Source organism: Desulforhopalus sp. IMCC35007 (assembly GCF_005116575.1).
Taxonomy (GTDB): domain Bacteria; phylum Desulfobacterota; class Desulfobulbia; order Desulfobulbales; family Desulfocapsaceae; genus Desulforhopalus_A.
The window spans coordinates 94,687-110,388 of the sequence record NZ_SWCN01000008.1; the positions used below are offsets into that span (position 1 = coordinate 94,687).

15 protein-coding genes are annotated in these 15,702 nt (G+C 44.7%); all 15 read right to left on the reverse strand.

Features of this window, described 5'->3' with window-relative positions; all coding sequences use genetic code 11:
• Nucleotides 1–51 precede the first annotated feature (51 nt).
• On the reverse strand, nt 52–984 hold the full coding sequence (locus FCL48_RS10240; RefSeq protein ID WP_136872184.1) for a glycosyltransferase: 933 nt from the start codon (nt 982–984) through the stop codon (nt 52–54).
• 29 nt (nt 985–1,013) lie between these two features.
• A complete protein-coding gene (locus tag FCL48_RS10245; protein WP_136872185.1) occupies nt 1,014–1,826 on the reverse strand; it encodes a glycosyltransferase in 813 nt (270 codons plus the stop codon).
• Between the two features lie 30 nt (nt 1,827–1,856).
• Complete coding sequence (locus FCL48_RS10250) at nt 1,857–2,906, reverse strand: glycosyltransferase family 2 protein (RefSeq protein WP_136872186.1); 1,050 nt, start codon at nt 2,904–2,906, stop codon at nt 1,857–1,859.
• Nucleotides 2,893–3,876, reverse strand: coding sequence for a glycosyltransferase family 2 protein (locus tag FCL48_RS10255; protein WP_136872187.1), 984 nt, complete (start codon nt 3,874–3,876; stop codon nt 2,893–2,895). Before FCL48_RS10255 ends, FCL48_RS10250 begins: the two co-directional genes overlap by 14 nt.
• Before the next feature lie 97 nt (nt 3,877–3,973).
• Nucleotides 3,974–5,059 carry a lysylphosphatidylglycerol synthase transmembrane domain-containing protein gene (locus FCL48_RS10260; protein WP_136872188.1) on the reverse strand — a complete coding sequence of 362 codons (1,086 nt, stop codon included), beginning with the start codon at nt 5,057–5,059 and terminating at the stop codon, nt 3,974–3,976.
• 368 nt (nt 5,060–5,427) lie between these two features.
• A complete protein-coding gene (locus FCL48_RS10265) occupies nt 5,428–5,652 on the reverse strand; it encodes a hypothetical protein (RefSeq protein WP_136872189.1) in 225 nt (74 codons plus the stop codon).
• The gene (gene bioD / locus FCL48_RS10270) at nt 5,649–6,347 is read right to left on the reverse strand and encodes a dethiobiotin synthase (RefSeq protein ID WP_136872190.1); all 699 of its coding nucleotides are present in this window, start codon (nt 6,345–6,347) and stop codon (nt 5,649–5,651) included. Before bioD ends, FCL48_RS10265 begins: the two co-directional genes overlap by 4 nt.
• A gap of 14 nt (nt 6,348–6,361) precedes the next feature.
• Complete coding sequence (locus FCL48_RS10275) at nt 6,362–7,141, reverse strand: methyltransferase domain-containing protein (RefSeq protein WP_136872191.1); 780 nt, start codon at nt 7,139–7,141, stop codon at nt 6,362–6,364.
• 60 nt (nt 7,142–7,201) lie between these two features.
• Complete coding sequence (locus tag FCL48_RS10280; protein ID WP_136872192.1) at nt 7,202–7,864, reverse strand: pimeloyl-ACP methyl esterase BioG family protein; 663 nt, start codon at nt 7,862–7,864, stop codon at nt 7,202–7,204.
• A 25-nt stretch (nt 7,865–7,889) separates the two neighbouring features.
• On the reverse strand, nt 7,890–9,074 hold the full coding sequence (locus FCL48_RS10285) for an 8-amino-7-oxononanoate synthase (protein ID WP_136872193.1): 1,185 nt from the start codon (nt 9,072–9,074) through the stop codon (nt 7,890–7,892).
• A complete protein-coding gene (gene bioA, locus FCL48_RS10290; RefSeq protein WP_136872194.1) occupies nt 9,071–10,369 on the reverse strand; it encodes an adenosylmethionine--8-amino-7-oxononanoate transaminase in 1,299 nt (432 codons plus the stop codon). The genes FCL48_RS10285 and bioA overlap by 4 nt, the downstream gene beginning before the upstream one ends.
• A 17-nt stretch (nt 10,370–10,386) precedes the next feature.
• On the reverse strand, nt 10,387–11,361 hold the full coding sequence (bioB, locus tag FCL48_RS10295) for a biotin synthase BioB (protein ID WP_136872195.1): 975 nt from the start codon (nt 11,359–11,361) through the stop codon (nt 10,387–10,389).
• Between the two features lie 71 nt (nt 11,362–11,432).
• Nucleotides 11,433–12,383: an ACP S-malonyltransferase gene (gene fabD / locus FCL48_RS10300; protein WP_136872196.1), complete on the reverse strand. Its 951-nt coding sequence runs from the start codon at nt 12,381–12,383 to the stop codon at nt 11,433–11,435.
• A complete protein-coding gene (gene lspA / locus FCL48_RS10305; RefSeq protein ID WP_240744814.1) occupies nt 12,380–12,868 on the reverse strand; it encodes a signal peptidase II in 489 nt (162 codons plus the stop codon). Before lspA ends, fabD begins: the two co-directional genes overlap by 4 nt.
• Nucleotides 12,868–15,681, reverse strand: coding sequence for an isoleucine--tRNA ligase (ileS, locus tag FCL48_RS10310; protein WP_136872198.1), 2,814 nt, complete (start codon nt 15,679–15,681; stop codon nt 12,868–12,870). The genes lspA and ileS overlap by 1 nt, the downstream gene beginning before the upstream one ends.
• Nucleotides 15,682–15,702 lie beyond the last annotated feature (21 nt).

The window sequence follows — 15,702 nt, forward strand, 5'->3', positions numbered from 1 at the left end:
ATATTAATTTATCTGGGCGAAATATGAATTATTTCAAAGTGAAGCAAAACTTCAGCAGCCCCACCAGCGCCTGTTTAAACTCAGAGCGGAACAGAGTTTTCTAGGCAACCTTTTGTATATACGTCCCAGTTTATATCCCGTATATTTTACCGCGTTGCGCATTATCCAGTCACACATGAGTGGATATCGTTTCTGTAAAATAATCTTGTCTAATGCAGATCGAACGTAAGCCCTCCCCACGCCTTCTGCATGACCATATGTATCTAACAACCATTTTTCACCACTATGTAAAACGCCTATGTCGAACGAACGCCTGAACTCCTGCCCATAATTGTAGTTATGGCTATGGTACACAGCCGCCTCGCTGGCATAATAGACCTCGTGACCTGCCATCAAAAGCCTTCCAAGGGTACAGGTATCCTCACCAAAAATCAATCCGTTCTTGAAAAAGCCAACGGCCGCCAGGGGTTCTTTTTTATAGGCCGCAAAAGAATTGGAAACGAATACCGTTTTCAAACCATATTTCGTCCGGTCGGCATAGCTTCTCGTGACAGATTCTTCCGGGTAATTAAAGCTTCTCAGGTGTGCCGCGATAAGGGAGGCATCAGTAAGCGGGAGCTGCCTGCCATAGGCACAGCAAATATTATCTCTCTCAAAAAGTGGCTGGACAAGTTTTTTCAGGGAATCTGGCGAACTCAGAATAGCATCCTGGGTAAAATAGACGAGTATCGATCCTTTGGCTTTTGATGCAAGAAGAGTTCTTGTTCCACCGTGATCAAATTCATTGCGGGTAATGTCAAAGACCTCGGCACCGTTTTTTTTACAGATAGCAACAGTATCGTCATCCGAGGACGAATCAGCGACAAGGATTTCATCCGCCTGGGTGTCCTGCAGGCAAAGCGCTGCAAAAAACTCAGGTAACGTTGCCCCGCCATTAAGAGTAGGTATAAGGATGGAAATGGAATTTTCTGCGGTTCTGCTCATGCTCAAATCAACCTATTGATCGTTGAAGACTACATACGAAACAGACGAACAGCCAGATATTTAGCTCCCGCCCACAACAAATATACTGACGGATGCCGAATGTACATTTTAATCTCATTTTCCGCGGAGTACAGACGCTTCTCATAGGAAACGTCCTGTCGATCTTCCTTCCACCCCCTGCAGTGATAAGCCACAATTTCAGGAGAATAGAAAAGCTTCCAACCGCTTTTTCGTAGCCTCAAGCTCAGTTCAATATCTTCTTTATACAAGAAAAATGCAGGATCGAAAATATCGCCTGCAAACACCTCAACAGTCTCAATTCGGCAACACAGCAAGGCTCCACAGACGGCCGGAACCACCTGAGGAAAATCATACTGACCTCGATCTTCTTCCCCCTGTCCCCGGTCATACCATCGTCCATACCATTTTCTAAATATCCCGCTGGAATCAAGAAGACCAGTAGGTTTGCCACGACCAAGATCAAACCCAAGAAGTTTTCCCGTCACACAGCCAACCGATCTATCCCGGGTCAATATCTCCACAATCTTTACTATAGCATCAGGGTTAAGAAAGGTGTCGGGATTTAAAAAGATGACGATATCGTCATTTTCTACAGTGAGCGACCTAAAACCAAGATTATTTGCCCTTGAAAAACCGATATTGGTTGTCCTGATAAGGCTTGTGACCATATTCTCTAGCCCAGCAAGATAGGAGGTGTCAGCCGAACCACTATCTACTATTGTTATGCTGTCAGCAGGATGCTTCTGGGAGAGGAGTGCATCTAGGCAAAGCGGTATTTCACGCTCTGAATTGTGCGTCACTATAATGACATGGACCGGCATGGTGTCACTGAATAGGTTGAAAAATCATATCTAAAAAAAGAGCTTTAAATAGAGCCTCAAGAAACCGTTGCTTTTTCCTTGCTGTGTCCTTCTTGAAATAATGGAAATGACAGCCTCTTTTTCTGCTCGTTTGATCTGTTCTGTAAGTTTCAGGCTCTTTTGTGGTTCCACACCGTCAAGAAGCTCTTGTCGCTTTTTCAAAAAAACGGCAGAATTTCTCATTGCCTCATAACAGCCTTTAACCCAGGGGCTCAGCATCTTTTTTTTACAACAGAAGATAAACCAGAAAAACTGATAGGTCAGAATTGCCGGTCCAAATTGTATGAAAAAGCGCAGAGGGTAATTTTTTATGAGAACATTAAAATTATTCCTGGTAGACAGTCGAATTGTCAGAGGATTGATTTTCGAACCGGAAGTGGCACTGCCGATATGATAGACAACCGCATTACTCAGATACATACAGCGCAGCCCGCAGCGTCGTGCCCGGATATTCAGGTCGACATCTTCAAGATAGGCGAAAAAATCCGCATCAAATATCCCTGCTATATCGAAAAAACTTTTCCTGTATAAGGCAGCCCCGGCACAGGCCCCGAAGACCTCACGGTTATGCTGGTAGCGTTCAGTGTCATACTCAAGAGTGCCGAGCCTGTATCCCACCCCGCCACGAAGAACCGCATCACCGGCACCATCGAGCACATTTCTTTGTGAAAAGCTGAGCATTTTCAAGGCGAAAAACGCATACTCCGGATACTGAAGTGCCCCTGCGATGAGCTGTTCAAGACAGTTTTCGGTAACTTCCATGTCATTGTTGAGAAGAAGCAGCAACTCGCTTTTGGCCGCTGAAATCCCTGCATTGACGGCGACACTAAAGCCTGTGTTGTGATCAAAGGATATAAGCTTTACAGCAGGGAATTCCTGCGCCAGAACCTCTTTTGTATCATCGGAGGAGCCGTTATCAACAACCGTTATGGAAAAATTCCTAAAGGTCTGCTGAGCCAGTGAGCGTAAACAGTGCTGCAACATTGCTGAACCATTCCAGTTTGGAATGATTACTTCAATCTGAGGATCAGCTGTCAGCATCTATTTGGTCAGCTTCGTCGTTTAAAGATTTTGCCCTAAAGACATTCTTGGTAAAATAGACCGGTTTATCCTGTGACTCATGATAGGTCCTGGCCTGCAATTCCGCAATAAGGCCCATGGAAACAAACTGTATTCCAATCAAAATCAAAAGAACAGCGAGAAAAAGTAAAGGCCTGTCCGAGAGACCAATGCCCATAAACTGCCTTTGAAAGGTCATAATCAAGGCGATGAGCATACCAATTCCACCGGAAATAACCCCCATAAGCCCAAATACCTGAATCGGCCGGGTCGAGTAACTGAGGAGAAACTTAACGGTAAGTAAATCAAGTACTACCCGGATGGTTCTTGATATCCCGTACTTTGAACTGCCAAATCTTCGTGGCCGGTGATTAACCTTTACCTCGGTAAAATCTATTCCCATCCCACTTGCGATAGCTGGGATGAATCTGTGCATCTCACCATAAAGCTTTACGCTTTTTATAACTTCCTTGCGAAAAGCCTTAAGTGTGCAGCCATAATCATGCAGATTCACGCCGGTGGTTTTAGAGATTATTTTATTTGCGATCATGGAGGGCAGACGTCGGTTGATGAAGGCGTCTTTTCTGTCAAACCGCCAACCGGTCACCACGTCATTTCCTTCATTAATTTTCTCAAGTAAGAGAGGAATATCATGGGGATCATTCTGCAAATCCGCATCCATGGTCACAATAACCTCACCCAAGGCTAAATCAAAGCCTGCAGCCATTGCTGCGGTTTGGCCAAAGTTTTTACGGAAATTGATAATTACAACGTGTTCATCTTTTTCCTGCAGTTCCTTCAATAACTGAAGACTTTTATCCTTACTTCCATCATCTATGAATATGAGTTCATATCCTCCTTCGATAGAGGCCATGACTTCATTCAATTCAGCATAGAGGTAGGGAATATTTTCTTCTTCATTGAGAAGTGGAATAACAACTGACAGTAGCAAAATATTTCTCCGATTAGGTGTTTATTTGTAGAACCCAGCGCTGAGGCTTCAGGCTTAATACGGTCTATTATTTATCTGCAAAAATAGAATTCAGGGATCATTTAACCCCCTCGACAGTATCTGTTTTACTCTCAATCTCTTGCAAGTCTAGCATGTTTGTCTGTTTATATAGCAGGTATACACCAAAACCGATAATACCCATTACCAAGGTCTTTAAGCGTAAAAGCAGCCCCATCGCCAGTGATTCTGCACCGCTCACCCCAACAAGCAGAAAATAAAAAACAAAAACAGACTCAAAATATCCAAGATTTCCCAGAAGTGTCACAGGAACATGGGCCACGAGCATAATAGCAGGAACGATTGCACAAATCTGTAAAAAATCGACTTCCACTCCAAATGCACGAAAGGCCGTATATACATTTACCCAGGTCAATATGTAAAAGAATATGGTCAAATAGATGATCCGAAAAAGAAACTGTTTGTCATGCTTTGCAGCCTTCATGGCGATCTGTAACTCCGTCCTGAACTTCTGCAATTTAGCAAGAATATTTTGGAACAGCTTTTCACATTTCGCTGCCAGACCAATGAAAAAAGAACTCCCGGTTTTTGCCGTTATGGTCTTGAGACCAGAGAAGACCTTGCCAGCAATCAGATTGGGGAGTGCAAATGGGTTTTTTGACAGCCAGACCCACAGCGTTACCGCCAGAAAAAACAGTCCGGCACAGGCTGGAAAAAATATATAAGGGCTTTGATAGAGTTGTGGCTGGGCAAGTGGAGCAATTATAACAAGTGCAAAGAGAAATAATATGCCTGAAAACCTCTCAACAAAGACGCTAACGGCTGAATATGCCTGATTTTCGATCAGTCGACCTGCATAATAGGAGCGGACGACATCTCCTCCCACCGTAGAGGGTAAGATATTGGAGAAAAAATAACCGACCATATAAATCTTCAGGAGTTCAAAAAAGGATATTTTTCGATCTTTGAGATCAAGAACCACCTTCCATTTAGCACAACTGGCTAAAAGCATTATGAAAGTCACCATAAAACTAAGAGCCATATAAACAGGATCGACCTGCTTAAAGACACCAAGCAGTTCATTACCTTTGACAAAGGATAGAAGCACAGAAAAAAAAGCTATGCTAAAACAGACCTTGAAAAGTATTTTCAAATATTTAGTCATGAAAGCTGATTGGTTGAAACCATATCAAATAAAGAAAAAAAGCATTGTTTTTGCAGTGATTTTATTATTAACGGGTAGACATCTACGAATACTTTGAGCATGAGACAGCTGTTCCAAACAAACTGAGGCCAACTACATACCATATCTTCGGCAGATCACCAAGAAAAGAGCCATAATATTTTAACCAATAATGATTTTATGTCGCCAACTGCACATATTGAATATGGCCCCCTGCCAATTTTCCTCCTCCTCACGGGGGATTGGAGGTATCAACCCGCGTACCTTAGTCTGGTAAATAAGAGCCTAGAGTTGCAAAGGATGAATACTCAAAAACATCTGCTCATGCAGAGTCTGTCTGATCGTTTGCATTATTTTTCCGGGTCATTCCCCTCTTTGGCCTGAGACTTGATCCAGCCTTGACGGATGAAGTAGTTCTGCCCGCAATCTTCCCAGAACGAGCACTGATCAGTATTGACTTTAGGTGGATAATTGCCTGATGAATCTTTTTCGTTCCTGCACACCCCACCATCAACGCTTTTTAGGCGAAAGAATTTGCAGCGCAGACAAATTTTCAGGGATTCGTTTCTATTCATTGCTCATCTTCTCCAGATAATGCCGATATGTCGAAATCCTTGAGAGGATTGTTCGTTAACGGGTAGATGTCGATCACTGGGCAAACGTACCCATATTTTTTCAGATACCTGTTGAAAATCTCTCTTGAATCCTTCACAATTCTCCCATCCGCTTTTTGATGGTGATTGTAAACAAGAGCTTTGACAGCGAGACATCTATACTTGGCTATTTCCAGGATGTTCAAGGTGTGATTAATGGACCCGAGCCTCGGACTGGTAACAATAATAATTGGTATACTCTCTCTTTGCAGATAATCCAGAAATGTAAAATCCGCAGTGATTGGCACGGAGATACCACCCGCCCCCTCAAGTATCACAAGGTCATACCGTTGCAGCAATTTTTGGCTTGCCCGGCGGATGACATCACAATCAATCGTTACACCTTCTATATGCGCTGCCAGGTGGGGCGAACAGGGTGTTTTGAAAACATATGGACAGGTTGTTGCGTCATAATCTTCCGGCTGCAGTTCCATCTCCATCAAATCACGGTGAGCGATAATATCTTCACTCATCCCCTGGCAACCGGTCTGGGCCATTTTCTGTGTTATAACACTTATACCCTTCTTTTTATAGGCTCTGGCGACAAGGCCTGTGACAACCGTTTTCCCAATATCAGTATCTATCCCTGTCACACAGAGAATCTTCTCTTTGATCATCCAAATACACCTGGTTATTTAACTTGAACGATGAAAAGAGAAGAAGAAAATGAAACAGGTAACCCTTCTTCCATGGCAAATTGTTTTCTGTATTGATCTTCAAAGGTACGAAGTCCATTGTGGGTCCAGCTCACCTGGCCAACGCCACCAACCCCTGTCATTTTTATATGTCGTAGAATCGCGCGGACCGTTGGGAAAATCATTTTTCTTGCGACATTTTCATCATGAAGCAAAAGCCCTCTTTCCCTGAAAAACTCTGATAACTCCCCATGACCGTGATAATATAAGCCGCTTCCTGTTAATGTCGTGACTTCCTTCATCGTCCCGGATGTGAAAAGAGAAATCGCAAGCACTCCTCCACAATTCAGTCTGCTGATGAGTGTCTCCAGCAGTTGGGGAAGATTTTCAGCCCACTGCAAAGTAGAAGAAGAAATAATAAGATCAAGATTGTTCGGCAGAGCACACTTCTCAATATCCCCCGGCAACGGATATCTAACCCCCGGATAACCGTTTAATTGTGCCACGCAGTCTTCACAGAATGATGGTACAATATCATTTACATACAATTGATCAACAGAACACAGGAGTCCTAATTCCTTCGTCAAAAGACCAGTGCAGCACCCAACCTCCAGAGCTTTTTTAAAGACACCGGAGGTGTTCTGAATAAGTCTTTTGACCAAAAGAGAGCTGAGCTCTTTCTGTACGGTTGCATGTTCATCGTAGGTATCAGCCCCCAGTCGGAAAGAATCTGCAACCAACTGTTTATTTACAGTAGATCTTGTTATTACATTCAAAAATTGTCACCTGGATTATCAGAGCAAAATCTATATCCTGTTTACATGCCAGGAGTCCAATCACGGCTTTTCCTCTGCCACAACCTCATCCCATGTCGAAAATCGCGAAAACAGATAATGATATCCGTCTACAATTCGAACAGCCCCTTCTCCCCAGAAACGAAGTTGATTTTTCGTCGGCATAATATAATCAGAACGAGCGACTATGATATCGTCATAAATGGACTCTTTGGCAGGGATGTTATAACAGCTTTCCTGCAAGGCGACAAGTTCTTCGGCCTGGCTGACTATGGACCTTTCGGGTTGGTGTTGTAAAAATTGGGTACAGGTCAATCTGTCCCGGCACATTCTTTTGTAAAATTGTATTTGAGAAGTCAAATCAAAGCCTTGTGAGACTGCAGCATAGTTGTCCGCTGGAATCCCATAGAGATCATCTATAGGGCAAAGAGTGCCGTTAATGGCAACTTTTCTTTTGAATAGACCGGCACTCTGTTGAAAAAGGGTCTGACCGACCCACACTCCCATGGACCATGACACCAATGACAGTGTTGCATATCTTTTATGGAGTTCTGTAATTGCAAGAGGCAGGGACAACTTCCGGAAGTCAAAGAGTGTTAATACGTCATATTCCAGACTTGTGAGATGAGAAAATGGTTTTTGGTCCATCCCCCAGCCGTTACAGAAAATCAGCAGATTTTCACTTTTTCCTTGGGTCAGCCACACCTGCTCCACGACCTAATTCTCAACCTCAACTATTACAATCAATTGCTTTGAAAATACGCGCTAAATCAAAAACGGCTTTTTCCAGATCTAACCACTCCATATCAGCTGTAACAGATAAACGAAACCTGGATTCTCCTTCGGGGACCGTCGGTGGCCGGACTGGCAGCACAAGATATCCTAAACTCTGCATCTCTTTGGCCAAACGTACCGTTGTCCTGTCATCTCCGATATGAACGGGCACAATATGTGTTGAACCACCGGTCTTAATCTTATTGTCTTCCAGTCTTGCTCTCAGCTTTTCAGAGTTTTCTCTCAGTTGTTTTCGCTGCTCTTCATAGTTCAGCATCTCTTGAAAGACAAACAGATTCCAGCTTGTCACAACCGGAGGAAGTGCGGTGGTGAAAATCAAAGATCTACTCGAATTAATGAGATATTGTACCGCAACATGGGAGGAGAGCAGAAATGCTCCAAGCGAACCTAATGCCTTGCCAAAGGTTCCTACCAAAAGATCAATGTCTGCAAGGTAACCGTGATCAGCACAGAGCCCAAGACCATTTGGGCCGTAAACGCCAAGAGCATGGGCTTCATCAATATAGAGCAGGCAGTCGTACTTATCTTTCAAACGAACCATCTGCTCAATATCAGCTCTATCTCCATCCATACTAAAGATCGACTCGCTGACTATCACAGCACGATCAAACTGAGTTCTGTACCTGCCGAGGAGATCATCAAGATGACTGTAATCGCAATGCCTGTACCTTTTATATGATGCTCTGGACAAACGGATACCATCGGTGAGAGATGCATGGTTCAGTTTATCGGAGAGAATCAGGTCTTTTTTACCAAACAGTGCTGGTAATATCCCGATATTGGCATGATAACCAGAATTAAAAAGGAGACAGGCCTCTTTGTCATAGGCATCTGCAATAACTTTTTCGAGCTGGTGGCAGCCAGGATAATCCCCTGTCAGCAGGCGGCTAGAAGCTGCACCAAGACCGAACTGATCAAGAAAACCTTCATCTTTCTGTTGTGCATAAAACTTCTTCTGCAGTGCGCTGTCACCGGCAATACCGAGATAATCATTTGAACAGAGATTGAGAAGCTTCCGGCCGTTTGACTGTGCAAAATGACCGTCTCGTCTGATCGGCAGGAACTCTCGCAGCCGACCTCTATCGGTTAGGTTTTTCAGGGCATCTTCATATGTCTTCATATAATCTCAAGTTCTTTACCAACCACCTCACAAATAGCCTGGGTTAACCTCTGTAGATCCTCTGAACCCATAACATACGGAGGCATAATATATACAAGACGTCCAAAAGGACGAACCCATACCCCCTTTTGGACAAACTTTTCTTGAATACGCGCCATCTCAACCGGCTGTTCCAGCTCAACCACCCCTATTCCACCAAGGATCCTCACATCCCTGACACCAGCCATTTCATAGCAAGGTGCAAGGCCACGCTTCATCTCGGCCTCTATTCTTCTGATGTTCTCCCGCCAGGGACTGTTCAACAGAAGATCAATGGAACAACAGGCGACACTACAGGCAAGAGGATTACCCATAAAGGTTGGACCATGCATAAACACGCCTGGCTCACCGGCTGAAATCACCCGGCCGACATCATCGCTTGCAAGAACGGCTGCAAGAGAGAGATATCCCCCGGTTAAGGCTTTGCCAAGACAGAGTATATCCGGTGATATATTGCTATGCCCACAGGCAAACATTTCCCCGGTTCTGCCAAAACCTGTTGCGATTTCGTCTGCAATCAGGAGGACGTCATATCTGTTGCACAGAGTCCGCACCTCTTTCAGATATTGCGAATGGTAGAATCGCATCCCTCCGGCGCCCTGGACGATCGGCTCAAGAATCACCCCGCAAAGACGATCATGATTCTCCCGTATAAGCTGCTCGAACGAATCGATATCACGATTATCCCAATCATCATAAAATCCACACTGCGGCTTATCGGCAAAGAGATATTCCGGCAGGATACCCTGATATATTTTATGCATTCCAGTCGTTGGATCGCACACAGACATCGCATGGAAGGTGTCACCATGATATCCTGACTTTATGGTCAAAAATCGATTCTTACCCGGTCTTTTCTTACTGTAATAGTATTGGATTGCCATTTTCATGGCAACTTCAACTGCAACGGAACCCGAATCACAAAAAAAGACCCTCTCCAACCCCGCTGGGCTGATTGCGATCAGTTTTTGAGCAAGTTCTATGGCCGCCTGATGGGTAAATCCACCAAACATTACATGGGAAAGGGTCTCTGCCTGACGCTGAAGGGTCTTTGTCAGTTCCGGGTGGGAATACCCGTGGATTACAGACCACCAGGAGGACATTCCGTCAATCAACTCCCGCCCATCGGTGAGTTTGATTCTAACACCATGAGCTGAAACAACATGATATACTGGAAGAGGGTTTTGAATTGAGGTATACGGATGCCAGATGTGTTTTTTGTCAAACTCAACAGAGTCATTTATACCGGCGTTCACGCATCATCCTTGCTATGTTATTTTTGTCTCAGTTTCTCGTCGACATCAAAACCTAAATCGCGAAACATTTTTATGTCTTCATCCAGGCTTTTGCCAAGGGTTGTGAGATAGTTCCCCACAATGGATCCGTTGGCCCCGGAAGTAAAACATTTTTCCTGCTCCTCACCTAAAAGATTACGACCGCCTGCAATCCGGATTACGGCTTCAGGTAAAATAAACCGGAACATGGCAACACAGGTGAGAACCTCGGAAATAGTCAAGGGTGTAAGATGCTCAAACGGGGTGTCTTTGATGGGATTGAGAATATTAAGAGGCACGGAAAGAATGCCAAGTTCTTTGAGTTCAAAGGCGAGTTCCAGACGCTGTTCCAGACTCTCTCCAAGGCCGATTATCCCCCCGGAGCAAACCTCAAGCCCTGCATCCTGTGCAATCTTTATGGTCGCTACTTTTTCATCCCAGGTATGAGTCGTACATACATTTGGGAAAAAACTTCGAGACGTTTCAAGATTGCAATGGTACCGGCTGACTCCCATGTCTTTGAGTTTCAGCGCTTTTTCCATGGTCAGAAAACCCATGGAGGCGCACAAGGACATCTTGGTTACGTCTTGCAGGTCTTTATATATTTTTCTAAACTCTTCGAGATTTCCCTCAGAGACCTCTCTTCCCGCAGTGACAAGGGAGAACCTACCAACCCCACCCTGCTCATTTTCTTTGGCAAGAGCTAAAACCTCGACGGGATTGACGAGGTCGTAGCTTGCAACCTCAACATCATAGTGCGAAGACTGCGCACAGAATTTGCAATCTTCGCTGCACTTGCCAGACTTTGCATTAACTATTGAACAGAGGTCAAGTTTGTTATTATGAATAACATGGCGCAGCTTATCGGCTTCCTGGTAGAGCTGGGCTGGTTCTACATTTTCCGCTATATGAAGAGCATCGGCAAAATCAATCTCACCACCTGCTAATATTTTTGCTGTATATTTTTCAATCACCACCCCTCCCTCAGGCAAACATCTGCCTCTTTTACAAAACAATTCGCTTTAAACACAAAAAGGGTGAGTGTTTACTGCTGTCTCAGCTGCTCAATACATTTTCCAAGGCTTTCAGGAGTATCAAATTGCAAAGCTGTAATTTTCTTATCTTTTGGAGTGATTTTCTTCATCATTCCTTTCAATACAGATTTTGGACCGACTTCAATAAAGGTGTCAACACCATCCTCCACCATGGCAGTGATGATTTCATACCACCTCACTCTAGAGGCGATCTGACTTGCCATTATTCCCTTCATTTTTTTCGGATCTGTCTCTTTTTCGGCAGTCACATTAAAATAAACAGGGATCTTTGGAATATTAAAACTGGTATCCGCCATAAACTCCTCGAAATCAGGTACAGCTTCAGCAACAAGCGGACTATGGTTGGCAACACTGACGTTCAGTGGAATGACCTTGCCCCCCTTCTCTTCCACAACTGCCGCGACCCAATCAAGGGCATCCATGGTACCCGAGATAACAATCTGCTGAGGAGTGTTGTGATTCGCAGCGGTAACCACCCCACCACCACTGTAGGCGGCGATAATTTCATCAATTGTATCAATATCAAGACCAAGAACAGCGCGCATACCACCGGGGTTTTTCAGCCCCTCGCGTTCCATCAGCGCACCCCTTTTGCTCACCAGTCTCATTGTGTCTTCGGCATTGATAACACCTGCTGCATACAGTGCAGAATATTCACCAAGAGAATGCCCGGCAAACGAACTCACCGTAATCTCCCCTTTGGTCTCCTCTTTAAAAGCCTCCCAGCAGATAAGATTTGTGATGGTAATTGCCGGTTGTAAATTTGTGGCCCTGGTTAATTCATCCATAGGCCCCTGCCCACATAACTCCTGCAACCTGAGATCGCAGGTACTCTCCGCCATCTCCATTAATCCTGCACATTTTTCTTTTGAGCTGACGAACTCCTGCGCCATCCCCAGGTATTGTGATCCCTGTCCGGGAAAAATCACTGCAATTTTCATAGCTTCTCTTTTGTTTTTATATATTTTTTTGAATCAGAATAGTTCATCCAGATAAACAGAACCGCTCCCACACAAATTGCTGAATCAGCAACGTTAAATGCGGGCCAGTGGTACCCCCCCAAATAAAAATCGAGGAAATCGACCACGGATCCCAGTCGCACTCTATCTATCATGTTACCTATAGCGCCACCTACAATCAAGCCCACGGGTAAATAATAATATTTATTATCTCCTTTGCACTTCATATATACTACGGTCAGACCAATGACAGCAAGACAACCTATAATGAGAAAAAAATAATGCCGCCAAGGCGACTGTACGTCAGCTAAAATACTAAATGCGGCGCCGGTATTTACAACATACACCAGGTTAAAGAAACCTGGAATAACCTCTCTGCTTTCAAAAAGCCGAAAGGCATCGACAATCCACATTTTCGATAGCTGGTCAGCCGCAATAACACTGGCTATAACAAAAACATAAGCCACTACAATCCCATTCCTGTTACAACGTCTGCACACCTGGAACATATTGCAGAATGCTTACTGTTTTCACCGACAGTGGTTGAGCGTATCCAGCATCTTTCACATTTTTCGCCTGGAGCTGGCTGTACCTGTACCACAAAACCCTCGAGTTCATCACTTACGTATCTCACACCCTGCTCTTTTGCCGACATGTCAAGGTGCGACATTTCCGAGATAATAGATATTTCTTTTATCGTTTGCCACTCACTTTTTACAAAAGGCGCTAATTTTTCACCCACTGCAATTTCAACCTGTGCCTCAAGACTGTGGCCGATAACTTTTTCTCTTCGGGCTATTTCCAGGGCTTTAGTTATCTCTGAACGAATCTTGATCAACTCAGCCCACTTGTCCATGATGGCTTGATCACAGTGAATATCTTTATTTACAGGGAACTCTGCAAAATACACTCCACCAGTCAGCGGTGCATTTTCATCCCTTTTATGTAATGAATCCCAGGCCTCAGCTGCGGTAAAGCTCAGTATTGGTTGCATCAACCTGATAAGTCCACTTACGATATCATAGAGCACCGTCTGGGCAGAGCGTCTGAGATGAGAATCCGTACCCGAGGTATACAGTCTGTCTTTTAAAATATCGAGATAGAAAGAACTCATGGTGGTTCCACAAAAATAGTTCAGATTATGATAGATAGAGTGAAATTCATAATTTCTGTAGGCTTTGGTTACTTTGCTGTTCAACTCTTCAAATTTCGCCAACGCCCACTGGTCGAGCTCGGGTAACTCAGAAAATTCCACCCGGTGCTGCGCATTGTTATAATCATCGAGGTTGCCAAGAAAGTACCGAATGGTATTGCGTATCTTTCGATAGGCATCAGAGACATGTTTAAGGATCTCGTCTGAAACTTTGATGTCATCCCGATAATCCTCACTTGCTACCCAGAGACGCAGGATTTCCGCACCGTATTTGTCTATGACTTCTGAAGGCACAACAACATTTCCCACAGATTTTGACATTTTCTTCCCTTGACCATCGACAACATACCCATGGGTAAGTACCCCTTTAAATGGTGCACGACCTCTTGTACCCACTGAAGCCAGAAGAGAACTCTGGAACCAGCCTCTATGCTGGTCGCTACCCTCCAGATAGAGATCAGCCGGTGAATCCAGTTCATCACGAATTTCGCAGACTGCGGCATGACTCACCCCTGAATCAAACCATACATCAAGGATATCGTCCTCTTTTTCAAAGGTGGAAGAACCACAGCTTGAACACTTGCGACCTGCCCCGATGAAATCCTCAACATCATGGCTGAACCAGGCATCGGCACCTTCTTTATTGAAGAGTTCATCAATACGGTCCGCCACTGCCTGATCTTTCACGATTTCACCGCAGCTTTTACAGCTGATAACGGTCAGTGGAACCCCCCAGCTGCGCTGGCGAGACAAGCACCAGTCGGGACGGCCTTCTACCATTGAATGTATCCTCTGCATACCCCAGGCTGGAGTCCAGGTCACACCCTCTATCGCCTTTAAGGCCTTGGTACGAAGGTTATTGTTTTCCATGGAGACAAACCACTGGGGAGTCGCTCTGTACATGACAGGCTTTTTACAGCGCCAGCAGTGTGGATAGCTGTGACTAATGTTGCTCTGATGAACCAGTGCGCCGTCGGCGGCAAGATCTGCGTTGATCTGCTTATTTACCTCAGGCACTTTTTGCCCCATGTATTTACCGGCTTCGTGGGTGTAAAGACCTTCCGAATCAACCGGTGAAAGGATATCAAGACCGTACCTGAGACCTGTCTGATAATCGTCGGCACCATGCCCCGGGGCAGTATGGACACAACCAGTACCGGCATCAGCAGTTACATAGTTGGCAAGCATCAGTAAGGAATCACGCTCCATAAAAGGATGTCTGCACACTCTTTTATCAAAACCTTTTGCTCCAAATGTTGCCACAACCTCATAGTTTTCCTGACCCGTTTCACTCATCACCTTTTCAACAAGCTCTTCAGCCAATATCCATATTTCACCTGCGACGGCTACTGCGGCATAGGTAAAATCGGGATGCAGTGCAACCCCAAGGTTTGCAGGCAGGGTCCAGGGTGTGGTCGTCCAGATAACAAAATAGACCTTATCACCTGCAAGTGAGGGATCTATGTCAGAAAAATCTTCACCTGCCTGGAATTTGACGTAAATTGATGGAGAGCTGTGTTCGTGATACTCCACCTCAGCTTCGGCAAGTGCAGTTGTGCAGGTCGAACACCAGTAGACTGGCTTACGGTTACGAACAACTGCACCAGAGAGAAGAAACTTATTAAATTCCCTGGCAATGGTTGCCTCGTAGCTGTAATTTATTGTCAGATAAGGATCTTCCCAGTCCCCAAGGACACCAAGACGCTTAAACTGCTCTTTCTGAATCTTTATCCACTTATTGGCATATTTGCGACAGGCTGCCCTTTTAGAAAGTTTTGGAATAGTCTTCTTTTTCTCACCAAGCTCCAGATCTACATTATGTTCAATGGGGAGACCGTGGCAATCCCAACCGGGGATATAAGGGGCATTAAAACCAGCCATACGCTTTGAGCGGAGAATAATATCTTTTAGAATCTTATTAAAAGCGGTTCCAAGGTGGATGTTTCCGTTAGCATATGGAGGGCCGTCATGGAGTACAAAAAGAGGCTTGTCCTTTGCCTCGGCCTGAATCTTCTGATAAAGGTCTTCCTTCTCCCAGCGTTTAAGCACCATTGGCTCTCTCTGTGCTAAATTGGCCTTCATCTTGAATCCAGTCGCGGGCAGATTAAGGGTATCCCTGTAATCCATGGTTCTCTCCTTCCTCTATTG

Excerpts from the sequence above, each read along its gene's own strand:
- FCL48_RS10240 (WP_136872184.1), bottom strand. The coding sequence starts at position 984 with ATGAGCAGAACCGCAGAAAATTCCATTTCCATCCTTATACCTACTCTT.
- FCL48_RS10245 (WP_136872185.1), bottom strand. The coding sequence starts at position 1,826 with ATGCCGGTCCATGTCATTATAGTGACGCACAATTCAGAGCGTGAAATA.
- FCL48_RS10250 (WP_136872186.1), bottom strand. The coding sequence starts at position 2,906 with ATGCTGACAGCTGATCCTCAGATTGAAGTAATCATTCCAAACTGGAAT.
- FCL48_RS10260 (WP_136872188.1), bottom strand. The coding sequence starts at position 5,059 with ATGACTAAATATTTGAAAATACTTTTCAAGGTCTGTTTTAGCATAGCT.
- FCL48_RS10265 (WP_136872189.1), bottom strand. The coding sequence starts at position 5,652 with ATGAATAGAAACGAATCCCTGAAAATTTGTCTGCGCTGCAAATTCTTT.
- bioD (WP_136872190.1), bottom strand. The coding sequence starts at position 6,347 with ATGATCAAAGAGAAGATTCTCTGTGTGACAGGGATAGATACTGATATT.
- FCL48_RS10285 (WP_136872193.1), bottom strand. The coding sequence starts at position 9,074 with ATGAAGACATATGAAGATGCCCTGAAAAACCTAACCGATAGAGGTCGG.
- fabD (WP_136872196.1), bottom strand. The coding sequence starts at position 12,383 with ATGAAAATTGCAGTGATTTTTCCCGGACAGGGATCACAATACCTGGGG.
- ileS (WP_136872198.1), bottom strand. The coding sequence starts at position 15,681 with ATGGATTACAGGGATACCCTTAATCTGCCCGCGACTGGATTCAAGATG.